Origin of the sequence: Pseudobacter ginsenosidimutans, assembly GCF_007970185.1 — a bacterium.
GTDB lineage: Bacteria > Bacteroidota > Bacteroidia > Chitinophagales > Chitinophagaceae > Pseudobacter > Pseudobacter ginsenosidimutans.
The window spans coordinates 4605990-4624004 of the sequence record NZ_CP042431.1 but is presented as its reverse complement, the minus strand read 5'-3'; the positions used below and the strand labels follow the sequence as shown (position 1 = coordinate 4624004).

The 18015-nt window shown below is 48.5% G+C and carries 9 protein-coding genes and 1 pseudogene; 3 read left to right on the top strand and 7 right to left on the bottom strand.

The genetic code is table 11. The annotated features are described in order from the left end of the window. Window positions 1-29 precede the first annotated feature (29 nt). Entirely contained in the window at window positions 30-581 is a 552-nt protein-coding gene (locus tag FSB84_RS18205; protein ID WP_130539339.1) for a DUF1572 family protein, read from the top strand. 27 nt (window positions 582-608) lie between these two features. On the opposite strand, the gene FSB84_RS31710 is transcribed toward FSB84_RS18205, so the two are convergent. Together FSB84_RS31710 and FSB84_RS18195 are read right to left on the bottom strand one after the other, a co-directional pair. After that, window positions 609-740, bottom strand: a complete 132-nt coding sequence (locus tag FSB84_RS31710; protein ID WP_225980107.1) for an isoaspartyl peptidase/L-asparaginase — start codon at window positions 738-740, stop codon at window positions 609-611. After that, window positions 709-1125 (bottom strand): annotated as a pseudogene (locus tag FSB84_RS18195) (isoaspartyl peptidase/L-asparaginase). The gene FSB84_RS31710 and the pseudogene FSB84_RS18195 overlap by 32 nt, the downstream one beginning before the upstream one ends. 203 nt (window positions 1126-1328) lie before the next feature. On the opposite strand from FSB84_RS18195, the gene FSB84_RS18190 reads away from it, so the two are divergent. Further along, window positions 1329-6143 (top strand): translocation/assembly module TamB domain-containing protein, encoded by a 4815-nt coding sequence (locus tag FSB84_RS18190; protein WP_130539338.1) that lies wholly within the window; start codon window positions 1329-1331, stop codon window positions 6141-6143. 12 nt (window positions 6144-6155) lie between these two features. Here the strand turns inward: FSB84_RS18190 and FSB84_RS18185 are convergent, their stop codons facing one another. Then, on the bottom strand, window positions 6156-7364 hold the full coding sequence (locus FSB84_RS18185) for a bifunctional 3,4-dihydroxy-2-butanone-4-phosphate synthase/GTP cyclohydrolase II (RefSeq protein WP_130539337.1): 1209 nt from the start codon (window positions 7362-7364) through the stop codon (window positions 6156-6158). A 490-nt stretch (window positions 7365-7854) separates the two neighbouring features. Here FSB84_RS18185 and FSB84_RS18180 point away from each other — a divergent pair, with 490 nt between their 5' ends. After that, window positions 7855-11160, top strand: a complete 3306-nt coding sequence (locus FSB84_RS18180) for a TonB-dependent receptor (protein WP_130539336.1) — start codon at window positions 7855-7857, stop codon at window positions 11158-11160. 57 nt (window positions 11161-11217) lie between these two features. Here the strand turns inward: FSB84_RS18180 and FSB84_RS31130 are convergent, their stop codons facing one another. The 4 genes from FSB84_RS31130 to FSB84_RS18160 form a co-directional block, all read right to left on the bottom strand. Next, window positions 11218-13836, bottom strand: coding sequence for a MutS-related protein (locus tag FSB84_RS31130; protein ID WP_225979817.1), 2619 nt, complete (start codon window positions 13834-13836; stop codon window positions 11218-11220). A 6-nt stretch (window positions 13837-13842) separates the two neighbouring features. Next, a complete protein-coding gene (locus FSB84_RS18170) occupies window positions 13843-16161 on the bottom strand; it encodes a Gldg family protein (protein ID WP_158643990.1) in 2319 nt (772 codons plus the stop codon). 103 nt (window positions 16162-16264) lie between these two features. Then, window positions 16265-17191 carry an ABC transporter ATP-binding protein gene (locus FSB84_RS18165; RefSeq protein WP_130539334.1) on the bottom strand — a complete coding sequence of 309 codons (927 nt, stop codon included), beginning with the start codon at window positions 17189-17191 and terminating at the stop codon, window positions 16265-16267. 27 nt (window positions 17192-17218) lie between these two features. Next, the gene (locus FSB84_RS18160) at window positions 17219-18001 is read right to left on the bottom strand and encodes a DUF4397 domain-containing protein (RefSeq protein ID WP_130539333.1); all 783 of its coding nucleotides are present in this window, start codon (window positions 17999-18001) and stop codon (window positions 17219-17221) included. Between the last annotated feature and the right edge of the window lie 14 nt (window positions 18002-18015).

Sequence of the window (18015 nt, the reverse complement as noted above, 5' to 3'; positions counted from 1 at the left end):
GCTGTAACTTAGCATCAAATTGTTGAACCATGAGCAAGACATTGGGAAATGAATTGATCCAGACGAGCATCAGGCGCTTCAAGGCACAAAAGCAACTGGCAGATAAAACATTTGAACAGTTGTCGGAAGCCGATTTCCATTACCGGCCCGATCCCGGCAGCAACAATATTGCCATCATCATACAACATATGGCGGGCAATATGCTCAGCCGCTGGACCAACCTGCTCACAGAGGACGGAGAGAAATCCTGGCGCAAGCGCGATGAGGAATTTGAAGACCAGCACTATTCCAAAGAACAATTGCTGAAAATGTGGGAAGATGGGTGGAATTGCCTGTTCAACACCCTGCAAAGCCTGAAAGAAACTGACTTGCTCACGGATGTGTATATACGTAAAGAACCGCTGACTGTTACCGATGCCATTATCAGGCAGATGGCGCATTACCCCAGTCATGTGGGGCAGATAGTATACCTGGGTAAACAGATCAGGAAGGGCGAATGGAAGGGTCTGTCTATTGAAAAAGGACAATCTGAGGCATACAACAACGCTCCCGGGATTAAAGATCCTGCAAAGCAATTCTAAAGACTGTGGCCAGTGGGCTCAATCTGATCATTCTTTATAGATCTTGATTACAACATTACCATCACGGTCAACCGAACCGCGATACATTCCTTCCGTATTGAAAGGCATTGTAAAATTGCCTGCTTTGTCAACGGCTATGAGACCTCCATCGCCGCCCAGGGCAGGCGCGGGCGGCGCTGATGGGATTGCGAATGGTGGTAAGGCCCGCCACTGCTCCGGCGGCCAGGTTTTGCCCGTTCATGATGGCTGCATCCATCTAATTCTTCCCTTCATTGGTGAATACAGCGCCTTTTCCTGCATTGAACAGAGGATTGTCTTCCATCTCACGAACGGCCGCTTCCACAGCATCCAGTGAAGTGCCGCCTTTTTTCAGGATGCTATAACCTTTATCCAGCGCGGCTTTCAATCCATCCAGGTAAGCGCGTTCCTTTTCCGGCGTCATATTCTTTTTGAGAATAGTGCCGGCGCCTCCATGGATCGCCAGTACCGGTTTCACCGGAATATGGGAACTGTCGTTTTGAGCCAAAGCGCTGTTAAAAAGCATCACCATAAAAAAAGGTATCCAGTTTTTCATACGAATGTTGTTTAGGCTGGTACTGCAATGTATGTTTTTTGCCTTTTGATGGCATCCGTAAACAGGGAATTTGTATTATTAGTGGTACCGAATTTGCTCATGAACCCTGATCGCCTAATTTTGCACCCAATACTCAGAACCTGAGAAAGTTTTGGAAAATATGCCGGACCATTTTGCTGGTCCTGATCGCACTGATCGTGCTGGTATGGCTTGCGCTGCAAACCACACCGGTCCAGAACTGGCTGGTTAAGCAGGTAACCCATCGACTGAGTAAGGATCTCCAGACCACCGTTTCCATCAATCATGTGGACTTTGCCCTCTTCAACAAGATGAGCCTGGAAGGCACCCTCATCAAAGACAGGCTGGAAGATACCCTGCTCTATGCCGGAGCACTGAAAGTGAATATTACCGACTGGTTCTTCTTCAAAGACAAGATAGAGCTCAAATACCTGGGCCTGCACGATGCAGTGATCCATCTCAACAGAACGGATTCCATCTGGAACTACCGCTTCATCATCGATCATTTCGCAGGTCCCAAAGAGACCTCCTCCGGCAAAGGCTCCATCAATCTCGATCTCAAGACCATCGACCTGGACAATGTGACCCTGCACCAAAAAGATGCATGGAGAGGAGAAGACCAGCTCCTCCGTATCGGTTCGCTCGATATCGATGCCCAACATGTGAGCCTGGCCGATAAACAACTTTATATCAACACGATCGTCATAGACAAGCCGCTCTTCGCCATCCTCAACTATGATGGCAACAGGCCGGATTCCCTTCGTCCCAAATCAGTTGACACTACCTATGTGAACGATCCCAATAATCTGCGCTGGAATGCCGGCAATTGGGATATCCGCATTGCCAATCTGACATTGAAAGACGGTACTTTCAAATCCGATGTGCAAAACAACCGCCAGCCCTATGATTATTTCGATGGTGCGCATATCCAGTTCAGTGATATCCAGGGCGATTTCCGTGATGTACGATTCAAACAGGATTCCATTATCGGAAAGATCAAACTGAGCACTATCGAGCGCAGCGGCCTGGTAGTAAAGAATCTCAATGCCAACTTCAAATGGCATCCCGAGGCCATGGAATTCCATAACCTGGATCTCCGCACCAACCGCAGTCATCTCCACCATTTCTTCGCCATGCGCTACAATACTTTCGATGATATGAGCGACTTCATCACCAAAGTGCGCATGGAAGGCGATTTTGACGAAGCCTGGCTCGAAAGCGATGATATCGCCTTCTTCGCCCCGGAAATGAAAGAATGGAAAAAGAAAGTAAGGATCAATGGAAAGATAAGAGGATCGATAGACAATCTCTCCGCAAAGAAGATAACCATCGAATCCGGGCAGAACGCTTATCTCAACGGGAATATCAGTCTGCGCGGATTGCCTGATATCGATAAGACCTTCATCGATTTCGAAGCCACTGATTTCCGAACCACCTACAAGGATGCGATCGCCATCATTCCGCAACTTCAGCATATTACACAGCCAAGGCTGGACCATGTGGAGTACCTCCGCTTCCGTGGCAATTTCACCGGATTTGTGAAAGACTTTGTGACCTATGGCACCATCGAGACCAATCTCGGAACCCTGGTCACAGACGTGAACATGAAATTCCCCGATGTTGGCCATACCAATTATAACGGTAACCTCAAAACGAACGGCTTCGATCTCGGCAGGTTCCTGGATGTGCCGCAGCTCGGAAGGATCTCCTTCCAGGGAAGCGTGAACGGACAAGGCCTCCGCACCGGCAACCTCAACGCCAAACTGGATGGAAAGATCCAGTCGCTCGAAGCTAACGGCTACGACTACCGGAATATCGAAGTGAAGGGTACGGTAGCCAAACGCCTCTTCAATGGTGAGCTGATGGTGAATGATTCCAATCTCATTGCCAAACTCAATGGACTGGTGGACTTCAGCAAGCAACTGCCTGAATTCAATTTCGATGCAGACATCAGCAAGATCAACCTGAAGAACCTGAAACTGGCAAAGGACAGCATCGAAGGTTATGGCAAATTCGATTTCGATTTCACCGGTAATAATATCGATAACTTCCTGGGTACAGCACGCATCTACGATGCTTCTGTGTTCAAGAACAGTCGCCGTATCTCATTCGATTCTTTATATGTTGAATCGAAAGTGATGGGCAACAACAAAGTGATCACCGTGCTCAGCAACGAGTTCGATGCAGCACTGGTGGGTGATTTCTCCATCATGGAATTGCCTGCCGCATTCCGCTCTTTCCTCAACAAATATTTCCCCAGCTATATCAAGCCCGCCACCACCCTGAAGAACGAGAACTTCAGCTTTGTGATCACTACCAAGAAAGTGGAGGACTACCTCGACTTTGTTGACAAGAACCTCGGAGGTTTCAACTTCAGTACTGTGGCAGGAAGGATCAACAGCAAGGAGAATATGCTGGACCTGAATGCGGAAGTACCACAGTTCAATTACAAGAATGTTACTGTATACAATGTGAGCCTGAAAGGGATCGGGAACCGCGACAGTCTCTCACTGGAAAGCACCATCGCAGATGTGTACATCAACGACAGCCTGCATTTTCCCGGCACCACCATCAAGATCGGCTCTGCCAATGACCTGAGCCGTGTATCGATAAAAACAAGCGCCAGCCAAACCATCAATACCGCCAGCATCGCCGCCAAAGTGCAGACCATGCCGCGCGGTGTGCGCATTACATTCGACAAGTCCAATTTCGACGTGAACGGCAAGAACTGGCTGATAGAAAAAGACGGGGAAATGGTATTCAGCGAAGACCTCGTATCTGCCGATGGCGTCCGCATCTATAGCGGCGATCAGGAGATCCTGGTAACCACGCATCCATCAGATATCGGCAATACAAATGATATAAGGGTATCGCTGAAGAAGATAAATATCGGCGACTTTGCTCCCTATGTTGTGAAGAAGAACAGGCTGGAAGGCTTGCTCAATGCCAATATCGATATCATGGACCCCTTCCGAAAAATGCAGGTGGACCTCAGCGGTGAAGCGGAACAGTTCAGGCTGGATGACGACAGCATCGGCAAAGTAACGCTCACCGGTAATTACAGCATGCGGTCCGGCATCGTGAACTTCGGCGCCATCAGCAAGAATGATAATTACAATTTCAACCTTACCGGCGCTTATACGATCTCAGACAGCACCAATACAAGACTGCCGCTCGATATCAACGGTGAGTTCAGCAATATGCGCATCAAGCTGCTGCAGCAATACCTCTCGGGTGTGTTCAGCGACCTGGATGGATTTGCTACCGGCGATCTCCGCGTATCTGGCCCCACCGATGAGCTCAACTATACAGGTCAGGTGGCGCTCAAAGATGCGCAGCTGCGCGTGAACTATACCAATGTATTATACAAGATCCCTGCGGCCAGTTTCGATTTCAGGGATGGTTTCATCGATTTTGGCGCCTTCCCCATCAGGGATGAATTCGGCAATACAGGTACCGTATCGAAAGGAATTCTCAAACATAAAGGCTTCGATGATCTTGAATTCGATTTTGCGATGAACACCAATAAGCTCCTGGTGCTGGCCACCAACGGAACCGGTAAGGATGCTTACTTCGGTACCGTATTCGCGAAAGCGAATATGTCGCTCAAAGGACCACTCGCTGATATGAGAATGGATATCAGGGGCGAGCCGGCAGACAGTTCCAAACTGTATATCCGTTCCGGTCCTTCACGTGAAAGCGGACAGGCAGACTTCATCGTATGGAAAGTGTATGGCCGCGAAATGACGCCTCCGAAACAATTCCAGGAGAGCAACCTCACTGTGAACCTGGATATCAGCGCCAATAACTACGCCAATATGTACGTGATCCTTGATGAGCTCACCGGCGATATCATCAAGGCTAACGGTCATGGTAACCTGAAGATCAAAGCTGGTACTGACGGTGACTTCACCATCACCGGCCGCTACGAGATCGACAGGGGTAATTACAATTTCAGTTTCCAGAGCTTCCTGCGTAAACCATTCACCCTCCGCGAAGGCGTGGGCAACTATATCCAGTGGAAAGGCGATCCCTACGATGCAGATATCAAGGTGGATGCAGAATATCATGCGGAGAACGTTCGCTTCAGTGATCTCGGCCTGGATCAGTTCTCCATCCAGGCCGGTACTTCCGGCGGAGTGAACAATGCCGTACGTAAATACCGTGGCGAAGTGGTGGTGGTGGCCAGTCTCACGGAAAAGCTCATGCGCCCGACCATCAAATTCGCCATCGAGCTGCCACAGGGAAGCGCACTTAAAAATGATCCCGATGCCCTCGCCATCCTGCAGCGTATCCAGAACGACGAGAACGAATTGAACAAACAGGTAGCCTTCCTCATCGTGTTCAACAGCTTTGGTCCGCTTCAAACCGGCAGCCAGAGCGGCCTGGGCAATATCGCCTTTGAAGGCGTGGTGATCGGCAGCATCTCCGGAATGGTATCCGGCGCACTCAGTAAATGGAGTTCCAATATCTTCCAGAAGATCTTCAACGACAAGAGCATCAAGGTAAACTTCAATGCACAACTCTATAGCGGCTATAACCTGGTAGACAATACAGACCGCAACCGTATCAATTACGACCGCAGTAACCTCAACCTCAATATCGGCAAGAGCTTCCTGAATGAAAGGCTCACTTTCACTTTCGGATCGGCGCTTGATTTCGGATTGAGCACAGAACAGGTGCAGGCCACCAAGAACCTCCAGTTCCTGCCCGATATCACGGCAGAATGGAAGATCCGCCCCGATGGCAAACTGGTGCTCACTTTCTTCTACCGCGATTCCTACAATTACCTCACCGGAACCGGCGTTGGCGCCAGGCAGAACCGTTCAGGCGCCAGTATCAGTTATCGCCGCGACTTTGATAATATCGGGGAGCTCTTACGTGGAGAGAGAAAAAGAAAGCCGAAGGCTGCTCTGCCTCCGGCTCCTAAAAAAGTGGACAGCGCCGGTACCAATAATTCCGGCAACTGATCTTATTCTTGATTATCCTTTCAGGATCTCATGTCCTAATTTATCCCTTTTCGTTTGCAGGTATTTTTCATTGTGCACATTCGGTTCGATCTCGATGGGAACTGATTCCACTATCTCCAATCCATAACCGAGCAGCCCTGCGCGTTTCTTTGGGTTATTGCTCATGAGACGGAGTTTGGTGATGCCCAGGTAACGCATCATCTGCGCACCGATACCGTAATCCCTTTTATCCATCGGGAAACCGAGATGCAGGTTCGCTTCCACAGTATCCATTCCATTTTCCTGCAGCTTGTAGGCTTTCAGTTTATTCATGAGACCGATGCCTCTTCCTTCCTGGTTCATGTACAGGATGGCGCCCTTGCCTTCTTTCTCTACCATGGCCATGGCAGCATGGAGCTGGTCGCCGCAATCGCAGCGGAAAGAACCAAGGATATCTCCGGTGAAGCAGCTGGAGTGAACCCTTACGAGAATGGGCTCATCCTTTTCCCAGGTTCCCTTGATGAGGGCGAGGTGTTCTGCATTGGTGCTTTTATCGCGGAAAGCCACCAGTTTGAAATGACCATATTTGGTAGGCATATCAACACGCACCACTTCCTCGATGAGGGAATCCGTTTTGAGGCGGTATTCGATCAGGTCTTTTATGGAGATGAGTTTGAGATTGAATTTTTTGGCGATCTCTTTCAATTCAGGGAGACGGGCCATGGAGCCATCATCATTCATGATCTCCACCAGCGCACCGCCATAGGGAGGCGGAAATCCTGCGAGACGGGTAAGATCGGTGGTGGCTTCCGTATGTCCTGCCCTTCTGAGCACGCCGCCTTTTTTGGAGCGAAGCGGGAAGATATGACCGGGACGCGCAAGCGCGGAAGGTTTTGTATTTGGATTCACCAATGCCTGGAAGGTCTTGGCCCTGTCGTGTGCGGAGATACCGGTTGTACAGCCATCGCCCAGCAGGTCCACAGACACGGTAAAAGCTGTCTCGTGCAGCGCCGTATTGTTGTTCACCATCAGGTCCAGCTCCAGTTCATTGCAACGTTCTTCATCCAGGGGGGCACAGATCAGACCACGGCCATGTGTGGCCATGAAATTGATGAGTTCGGGAGTGATATTATGAGCAGCAGTGATAAAATCGCCTTCATTCTCACGGTCCTCATCATCCACCACGATCACAAGCTTACCATTCTTTATATCTTCAATGGCACTTTCTATGGAATCAAGCATACCTCAAATTTTTGCAAAGTTACTAATAAAACACCCTACTCAGAAGAAGGTTCGGTCCGGATATGATTTCCAGCAATCTGTGCCATGAAGTTAAGGTTAAGGAGCAGCAGAGCTATGGTCTGATCTGTCTATCCAATCGACGCTTTCAGGCGCAGTAACAGGGGCCATAATAATGTTTTGAAACGGTAATTGGGTAGTATGAACCGCCTGATCAGGAGTGTGAATAATATGTTAATGGCTTTTTAACACTTGATATTTTTTCCTGTTACTTTTGTTACGTTCAGACCCCTCAATCCATTCCGTAACCCGAGCCCAAAGACTAACGAAAAAGTCTGGTTTGCCATTCAGCAGATTGGTTGGTAGCGTTATCCGCAACAGTACATAGTCAAGATTTCATATAGCCTGAATTAATCATAAGATAATATCATGCTTACCTCTGAGGTAATGCACCGGTTGTTTCTTTACTGCCAACTATTAAACATTCTATAGTATGAGAAGAACTACACTTTATTTATTAACCCTCTTATTGGTATTTACCGGTTTTGAAACCCTGGCCCAGGTAACTACCAGTAGTATGTCCGGCGTTGTGAAAAACGACAAAGGCGAACCCCTCACCGGCGCCACCATTTCTCTGAAACACGTTCCCACCGGAGCCTCATTCAATGTATCCACCAGGACCGGCGGTGTATTCGACATCAACAATATTCCTCCCGGTGGCCCTTACTCAATAAAGATCTCTTATATCGGCTATACAGATTTCAGCAGGGATGATATCAATATTCCGCTTGGCGATAAATTCGATCTGCAAACCACGCTCCTGCCATCCAATGCAGAACTGCAGGCAGTAACGGTGTCGGCTGCCCGAAGAGGCGCTACTGAAAAAACAGGCGCTTCCACCAATATCAGCAACCGGGCCGTGCAGAACCTTCCCAACCTCACACGCAGCCTTACCAATCTCACGCGTATCACACCGCAACAGAATGATAACGGCTTTGCAGGCATGAACAAAAGGTTCAACAATATCACCATCGACGGCTCACTGTTCAACAACAACTTCGGAAGAAGCGGCGACGGTATGATCCCCGGCGGCGCAGTATCTGCCATCTCCGTAGATGCCATCGACCAGGTGCAGGTGAACATCTCCCCCTTTGACGTTCGCCAGGCAGGCTTCATCGGAGGCGGTATCAATGCCGTTACCAGGAGAGGTACCAACAACTGGTACGGCACCGTGTACGGATTCTACAGGAACCAGGATTTTACAGGAAAGAAAGTACTTGAACAAACCATCGACAATCCCAAACGTTCCAACAAAACATTCGGCGCAAGCATCGGCGGGCCCATCATCAAAGACAAACTGTTCTTCTTCGTGAACTACGAAATGGAAAACAGAACACAGCCCGGCCAGACATTTGTGGCCAAGAAAAATGATGACGATAAAGGCCCCAACGTAACAGCCGTTCTCGCATCCGATCTTGACAGGCTCAGGAAACACCTGATGGACAATTATCAATATGATCCAGGAATCTACCAGGGATATGATTTTGAAACAGAGAACAAGAAATTCCTGGCGAGGTTAGACTGGAATATCAGCAGCAAACACCGTCTCACCCTGCGTTACACACAATCCAACACAGATGATGACGACCAGATCAACGCATCCAGCGTAACAGGCATTTCCAATGTGCCCCGTATCAATAACAGCCGCAGAGGCGGTACCACGGGTGGCATGGCATACAATGGCTCCAATTTCAAGAACAATGTGAAAGTATGGTCTGGTGTGGCTGAGCTCAACTCCAATTTCAGCAGCAGGATCTCCAACCAGTTGCTGGTGTCTTATACAGATAATGAGTTGAAGCGCGTGCCCAACTCAACAGCCTCCTTTGTTGATATCATGCAGGCAGGCAACGAGAACAATGTATACATTTCATTCGGAACCGATCTTTTCTCTTACAGGAATGAGATCTCCGATAAGGCGCTCAATATCGCCAACAATATCACTTTCAACCTGGGAAAACATACTGTTACGGGAGGTGTGAGCTATGAATACATGAAATTCGCCAACTCCTTCACCAGCGCAGGCGGTCCTTCTTATTACCGTTACGCTTCTGTGGATGCGTTCATCAATGGCAATGCTCCTACTGTATTTGCTGTTGCCTATGATCCGAATAACCGTCTTGGCATCAGGGTGCCTGAAGCGAAGTTTGCACAGATCGGTTATTATGTACAGGATATCTGGACCGTTTCAAAGAATTTCAAACTCACTTATGGAGTCCGCTTCGATCAACCGAACTATCCATACGATCCTCCACGCAACCCCGCACTGGAAAAAGTGGTGTTCAAGGATCCCGATGGCAACAACGAACAATTCGATGTAAGCAAATGGCCCAGCAAGAAAGTACTGGTATCTCCCCGCGTAGGTTTCAGCTATGATGTGGATGGAGATAAACAAACAATAGTAAGAGGCGGAACCGGTTTGTTCACAGGCCGTATTCCATTCATCTGGCTGGTGAACCAGGTAGGTGATAACGGCATCATGCGCGCTACCTTCCAGGCCAACAGCTCACAGCTGGCGGATATCGAATACAACACAGACAGAACCGCTCATATTCCACCAAACCCACCTGAGGTTGGTACAACCATTCCCAGCGGTTCCAATTATAGCGCTATTGCCAAAGATTTCAAAATGCCGCAGGTATGGAGATCCAACCTGGCAGTAGATAAAAAATTCGAAGGCAACTACACATTTACGTTAGAAGCGCTCTATACCAAAATGGTGAACAACGTTTATTTCAGGAATGCCAACCTCGGTGCGGAAAAAGGAAAACTGAACACGCCCGGCGACAAGCGTCCAATTTATACGAACAGGCTGAACTCTTTCATGAACCAGATGATCGTTCTGGACAATACAAACAAAGGCTACAGCCTTGCATTGACTGCCGCCGTTCAAAAATCCTTTTCACAGAACTGGGAAGGCGGACTGGCTTACACTTACACACTGGCCCAGGAAGCAGCTATCGGCAGCTCAGACCAGTCTGGCAGCGGATGGACAACCAACAATATCTCCATCAACCCCAACGTACCTGAGCTGGGCGCCAGCAACTTTGCAGTGCCGCACAGGATCGTAGCACATGGTTCTTACCGTCTTGAATACAGGAACAAAACGATGGCCACTACCTTTGGGGTATTCTACTCTGCACAGCCGCAGGAAAGATATACTTTCAGGTATGGTGCTGATATCAATGGGGATGACCAGACCAATGATATGCTGTACATCCCAAGGGATCCATCCGAGATCCAGTTTGTGGAAGGCTTCATCACAAGGGCGGGAACTTTCACAGCAAAGCAACAGAGCGATGCCTTCTTCGCCTTCATCGAAAACGACAAGTACCTGCGTAAACATAAAGGCCAGATGATGGAGAAATACGGTGCGCTCCTGCCCTGGCAGCATACGCTCGATCTTCGAGTGATGCAGGATTTCGTGTTCCGTACCGGTACAAAGAAACATACCATCCAGGTGAGCGTGGATGTACTCAACCTGCTGAACCTGCTCAACAGCAACTGGGGCTATCGCTACCAATACACATTCGGAACCTTCCAGGATGCGGGTATCGTAGGCAAGCCAACGCCTAAAACAAGTTCAGCAGAATCTAACAATTCAGGCAATGAATCTTTCAATCCCAACAATCCAAAATTCACTTTCGATCCCAATGCGCCCAAGCAGGCTTACCAGGCGGCTTACACCACCAACAGCACCTGGGGCATACAGTTAGGTCTGAGGTATATCTTCAACAACTAAGCGTTTAATCATCGCAGATGCATAAAGTAAAAGAGGCTCGTATAAGCCTCTTTTACTTTATGCATGCAATTGTTCCAGTAGTCCTTCGTTCCGGATGATCATCATGCCCTGCCGGTCTTCCGTGATGCCCTGCTGCATCCTGTAGGTATACCGGGGACGATGGCCGTCCATCACAGTTGGCATAAAGGAGAATCGTACATTTTTCCTGTTCTTCAATAGCTCGCCCACTTCAATGATATGTGTTGAAACGATGAACAAACAATCAGGATAACCAGCAAATGCCTGTGTAACCGATAGAGTGCCATCGAATGCATCTTTCACATTCGTTCCTTTGAACAACTCATCGAACATCATGAATAACCGCTTGCCACTGCTGGCCGCATCGGCTGCCTGTTTTACCCTTACCACTTCGGCATAGAAATGACTATAGCCCAGTCCGATATTGTCAGCCACATTGATGGAAGAATACAGTCCTTCACGCACAGAGAACTCCATATCGGTGACCGAAACAGGAAAGCCCATATGCCCCAGGTAAAGGCCAATACCGATACTCTTCATCAGCGTGGATTTCCCCGCCATATTGGCCCCGGTTAGAAAAAGCACATTGCTGTTCTCCTCCAGCACGATATCATTACCAATAGCGTTGGGGAGGCAGGGATGCGACAGATTCTTTACACGAAAACAATTCTGGTTCGCCGGTAAGGCTTTAGCATAAGTGAAGCCTCTTGTACGCGCCATATCACTAACGCTGATGAACAGGTCAAGTTCATGAATGAAGCGGAGTACATCTTCCATTTCGGTAGCAAAACTGCGTTTCAGCAAATGATCGAAATGCGCCAGGCTGCGGACAGACAGGGCTGCATAAATATCTGTATTGCGTAATTTTTCCAATTGAGGGTGGTGCAACAGATCAGAGATGGACTGCACGCGTGCAGCAAATCCCCCTTGGATCTTATTGAGTGATGGCAGGAACTGAAAACATTTATTCAGGGTAACGATGGTGGCCTGCAGCCCCTGCACAGACTTTTTGTATCGTTCATCCCTTGTCAGCCCTGCCAACATTTTCCGCAGCATCGTATTCAGCAATACCGTCCCTGCCGACTGGCCGCTGCCCGTGTCAAGGAATTCACGCATGAGGGTCAGCTGCTGTACATCGAAGGGAAATTGCAAACCCGCTTCCTGGAAAAATTTGAAGATGGCGCTACGGTTATTGATGGCTGTTGGATCGGTAAGCGGATGACGGAACATCTCATCCAGTAATTGTTCAGCGCCTCTCGTCTTCACCTGTCCGAATAAATGATACACGGAGCCATGCCTGAATTTGCCCAGCAGATTGAGTTCATCCACCGTTTGCCGGTCTGCATGGAAGGAGCCATTGATAACGGCCGAGCCTGCACGTTTTGTACCCTTTTCCAGTTTTTCAAGGATACCTTCATTCCGGATGATCAGCATGCCATGTCTGTCTTCCGTGATGCCTTCCTGTAACCTGTAAGTATAGGTGGGTTCATGACCTTTCATAATGGTGGGCAGATAATAGAAAACGATACCCGGCTCGCGGCCCAGTTCCTCCCCAGCTTCCACGATATGTGATGAGATCACGAAGTAACTGTCTTTCTTCGCAGCAAATGCAGCAGCAATGGCCACTGTGGCTTCATGCGCATCTTTCACGTTGGTGCCGCGGAACAGTTCATCAAATACCACATACAATCTTTTACCGGCAGCGAGTGCATTGGTAACCTGTTTTACCCGTAACACTTCGGCATAGAAATGACTGGCGCCGATGCCCAGGTTGTCAGGCAGATTGATGGTGGTGAAGATGCCATCCATCACAGGGAATTCCATTTTTGCAGCGGCTACCGGGAAGCCCATATGCGCGATATAAAGCGCAGTGCTCAATGATCGCAGGAAAGTAGACTTACCCGCCATATTGGCCCCGGTGAGGAACACCATGTTCTGTGATGCATCCATCACAATATCATTCGGAATGGGTTCTTTCAATGAAGGATGATACACTCCCTGCAGGGAGAGGGCATCCTCCTCTCCTATAGCTGCAGGAAATATGAAATTGCGTTTCAGGGCTAAACTTGCAACAGAAATGTATACATCGAGAAAATAGATATGACCAAGCAGTTTCAGGATCCTTTGTTTTTCCCTTGTTCTGAACAGGAGATCATAGGCAGTGATAGCTGAATAAGAAAGTTTTCCTTTTTGCTTCAGCACAGGTTCCAATACAGGATCATCCAGTAATAAACAAATGGCATTGCGCTCGGAAGCATAGGCCATGGTTTCAGCAATAGCATGACTTTTCATCAGCTCCTGCAGGGTTTGCAGCAATGTGATCACGGCCTGCACACCGTTGCCTGTTTCCTTTTCACTCAGGCTGGAAGCGCGGTTACCATTGGCAGATTGCTCTTCTGCCCGCAGGTATTTTTCAGCCATATCGAAGGAAGATGCTTCAAAGGGAAATGCCAGTTGATGTTTCGCAAACTGTGCAATGATATTGCTCCTGGTATTGATCGCCTCCCTGTTGTTCAAAGGTTGACGGAACATTTCCTGCAAAATATTTTCCGCGCCGCGCGTATGCGTATTGTTGTATATATCGAAGATCCCGCCTGCATCACGTTTTCCGAAGATCCGCAGGTCTTCGATGGTTTGTTCATCAGTCAATAAGTACATGATCGTTTATTTTCTTTTACGCCTCACCAGCAAAATGATTCCGGTCAGCAGCAATAGTCCGGGCAGTATCCACACATAGATCACCTGCATCAGTTTGGCGGGCTTGGGTCCGATGGTGAGCAGCACGTCCAGCGGTTCTTTGCGCGGTACATAAATGGGGAAACTGTTATGGTTCATCCAGCCATTGAAAGCATTCCAGAGAAAACCGTTCTGGCCTCTGATCCTGCTGAGAAAATCAGCATCGCCTGCTATGATGATCCGCTGATCTTTTGTTCCCAGTTTCCGGTTCAGTGAGATGAGTGTTGAAACGGAATCGATTGTATAATCGCCTTCCTGTGCAGAAAATACCGGCGTAGCGGAATCTGTTACCAGTTTTCCTGCTTTCACCCAGGCATTCCTGTCTTTGGTCACCAACAGGTGCTTCACAGAAAAACCGCTGTCAGCAATTTCCAGGTTCACCACTCCCGGATGCAATGCCCTCAGTGTATCCAGTTGCCTGGCCAGCTTTACTTTCTGTGCCAGCAATCTTCCATCATCCGCCAGGTCAGTGGCCGGCCAGGTGATATAGGGCACTACCATATGCGGCATTTCATCTTTCGTGATCTCCACTACAGTTCCTTTTCCCAGTTGAACACCGAGCGGTTTCAAAACAGGATTCAGCATTTCCTGTTTACCGGGCTCACCTGCAAAGACCATATTTCCGCCACGTTGCAGGTAATGGCTGATCCTCGATTGGCTGAGGGCGCTCAATTCAGTTTTCGGATCGGCTACTACCAGGGCATCTGCATCGGCAGGCACTTCCTGCTCATCAAGGGAGAGTGTATCTATCATGTAACCATGATTGATCAGGGCATTTCTGCTTAGCTTACCGAGGGTGAGATGATAATATTCACGCTCTCCTTTTTTATATATGCTTCTTTCCAGGTCTGCGGAAGTGAAATAGATCTTCGGCCCCTTACCTTCCGCAAGCCATTTGAAGGCAGCGGCAAAATGCTCTTCATTCGGCCAGAATATGGGATCATCATAGGTTCTGAGGAAAACAGTTCTTCCTTTGTATTTCAGTTGCATCACTGCGCGAAGGTCCTCCGGTTGTAAATCCATCATTTTGCGGATGGCTGAAGGAGGCATGAACTTGTTCATCGGATACCCGGATAATTCACTTGCCTGCTCCGCTATCTCTTTCAAACTCTTGCCCGGATATCTTTTATACTGAGTGCTGTCACCATCCTTCTGATCATAATACAAAACGTATTTCAGATTGATATCCGGCTTGAATCGAACATAAGGGTCCCATACTTTCCACACGTATTCCTGCCTGTTCTCGGGCAACGCTCTCCCGGCTCCACCGCCAATCAGATTGGTGTACAAAGTCACTTCCACCGGTTCATCGCCAAGGCTGGCCATCACCTGCTGTGTCCTGGGATGAATAGTGTTCAGCTTCCGCGCAGTAGTGTCCCAATAACCAACATATCCCGGCCTGGATGTGAGGTAACCCAGCGCAAGCACAATCATGAAAACGGCGGTATAGGCAGCTGCTTTTTTATACCAGGGCAATAACATCCTGGAAAATTTCAGTTTGAGGATCGTGAATGCGATGAACATCCCTACGATCAGGATGAAATAGGATACATCCCTTGTGGTGATCAATCCATCCAAAAAAGTTCCTGCCCTTCCTTCGAGGCTCAGGAAATATGTGAGGTCTCTCACGAAATCATATTTCTGCCATAGCCCACCAATCTTCGACAGCACAAAGATCACCATGAAGGTGGCGAGTGCAGATACTACCTGGTAGTTCGAGAGGCTGGACATGAACATGCCGAAGGCAGTGAAAGCACAGATCACCAGGTAAAAACCCAGGCAGCCAGCCAGCAGCAGACCATAGTCCGGCGACTTGATATTGAAAAGCCCGGACACGATGAAAATGCCCAGCAATAGCAGCAGCAGTACATTATAGAGCATGATGGCCAGGTATTTTCCCAGCACGATCTGCCGCACCTTCACCGGCGATGAGTATAAAAGCTTCACAGTGCCATTATTCATTTCCCTGCTGATGACGCCCATTGTCAGCAAGGGAATGAAGAGATAAAGATTATTGAGCACAGTGTCGAACAATCCTCCTTTTATGAAGATGGTACTGGTCAGCGATCCACCGAAATCCTTGAATTTCGGCATATTCTTCAAGGCCATGTCCTGCGCTTTGGCCAACGGTTCCAGCACTCCTGTGAATAAAACCGCGCACATGATTAGAAATATCAGGCTCAGGAACCAGGCCACAGGGGAATAGAAGAGGTTGCGCAGTTCGGTCCGCGCGATTTTGAATATCATTTTCATCCGTAATTTTTTATTTGTTTTTTCCAGGCCGATGGGAACTCCGCATATGCATCACCTTGAGTGAGATATCTATTATGCTTTGTTTCATGGCTATACTTTATTGGAGGGATTGGGAGGACAGTTGCTTGAAGATATCATCCAGCAGGCTTTTATCGAGACTGATCTCGCGGATACGCCATTCGTGCTGAACACTGGCCGCGATCAGTCTTTCCGAGATGGATTGATCGCCTGTAAAGAAGATCCTGACCTGCTTTTCAGAAACCTGCTCGGTTTTGGTAACGCCGCTGATCTGGTGCAAGGCCTGCAATGGCGGAGGGTTTTCCATTTTCACCAGGAGACTGTTCGGTTGTGCATAGTTGTTGAAAGCGTCCATGCTGTCTGAGAAGATGATCCTGCCGCCTTCGATCATGATCACCTCTTTACACAACAGGTGGATCTCGGAAAGGATATGGGAAGATAATAATACGGTATGATCAGTAGCGATATCACGGATAAGCTTACGCGCTTCTATGAGTTGGTTGGGATCCAGCCCGTTGGTAGGTTCGTCCATCACCACCAGTCTTGGCTTGTGGATGATGGCCTGTGCAATACCTACCCGCTGGCGGTAGCCGCCGGAAAGATTGCCTACCAGCCTTGAACTGAAATGAGCGATACCACATTTCTCCTTGGCTTCTTCCACTGCTTTTTTGATCTGCCTGTCAGGCACCATTCTCAATTCAGCTGCATAATGCAGGTATTCATCCACGGTAAGGTCTGTATACACCGGAGGATTCTGTGGCAGGAAGCCGATGCTCATTTTTGCTTTTTCAGGCTCTTTCCGGATATTGGTCCCATCGATATATACATTCCCCTGCGTTTGATTCAGCACACCACAGATGATATTCATCGTGGTTGATTTTCCTGCCCCGTTGGAGCCCAGCAAGCCGATCACCCCGTGTTGCCCAATCTCCAGGTTGATGTCCCGGATGGCCCAGGAACTGCCGTAACGGTGGGAAAGATTTTCTGTTCTTAAGATTGTACTCATAATTTTTTGAGTTGAAATAGTATAAGGTTACTGGCCCTGATAATGAAATTGCACAAACAGCTTCGGCGCATTCACGCCTGTTGCTCCTGCCACACCGCCCAGGTACATCGTATAACTCCTGTAGCGAAAGGCCTCCTGATTGCCGTTGTCCATGCCATTCGTTTTGTAGGTGGCAAGCAATACATTGGTAGTGGCGTCCCAGGCTTCGAATACATAGTCCCTGGTATTGTATAACACAGGAAAGGTTTTGAAATTGGAGCGTTGTTTGTAGCTCAACTGGCTGAACTCCGTAATGATGTCACCGTCTTTGATCCGTATATTCACCGGATTGCTGCCAGGCGAACAATTGATGAACCTGAAGGCCATTACACTGTCATTCGGATTGAACCAGGGGATATTGTCCCGGATCAACATGGTATCAGGCTGGTCTTTATGACCTGTGAGTACCAGGGTTTGTATGGACCCTTCGGGAAGGTGCAGACGAAGATCCAGGAGAGGCGGGTCTTTTTCAGTAGTATCCGGCATCACGTAAAGCCTGAGACGGGTATCGCCTTCATAGTATCCGAACCTGTTATTGTTCGTATTAAAAAGATTATAGTTGATATCGAAAGTATACCGGAACAACGCGGGACTTCCATCCCTGAAACTCGGTCTTATCTTTCCTGCATCTACCATCGTATGAATAATATCGAGCGTACCTGTGGCTTTGGGCATACGTTCTTTGGCGCAACCAGCCAGCAACAAGACGCAGGCTATCATTGGTGCTGTTAACCAGGAAGCGATATTGGGCTTGTTTGAAATTGTGAACATGCAATTTGATTTTG

Excerpts from the sequence above, each read along its gene's own strand:
- FSB84_RS18205 (WP_130539339.1), top strand. The coding sequence starts at position 30 with ATGAGCAAGACATTGGGAAATGAATTGATCCAGACGAGCATCAGGCGC.
- FSB84_RS18185 (WP_130539337.1), bottom strand. The coding sequence starts at position 7,364 with ATGCTTGATTCCATAGAAAGTGCCATTGAAGATATAAAGAATGGTAAG.
- FSB84_RS18180 (WP_130539336.1), top strand. The coding sequence starts at position 7,855 with ATGAGAAGAACTACACTTTATTTATTAACCCTCTTATTGGTATTTACC.
- FSB84_RS31130 (WP_225979817.1), bottom strand. The coding sequence starts at position 13,836 with ATGTACTTATTGACTGATGAACAAACCATCGAAGACCTGCGGATCTTC.
- FSB84_RS18170 (WP_158643990.1), bottom strand. The coding sequence starts at position 16,161 with ATGATATTCAAAATCGCGCGGACCGAACTGCGCAACCTCTTCTATTCC.
- FSB84_RS18165 (WP_130539334.1), bottom strand. The coding sequence starts at position 17,191 with ATGAGTACAATCTTAAGAACAGAAAATCTTTCCCACCGTTACGGCAGT.
- FSB84_RS18160 (WP_130539333.1), bottom strand. The coding sequence starts at position 18,001 with ATGTTCACAATTTCAAACAAGCCCAATATCGCTTCCTGGTTAACAGCA.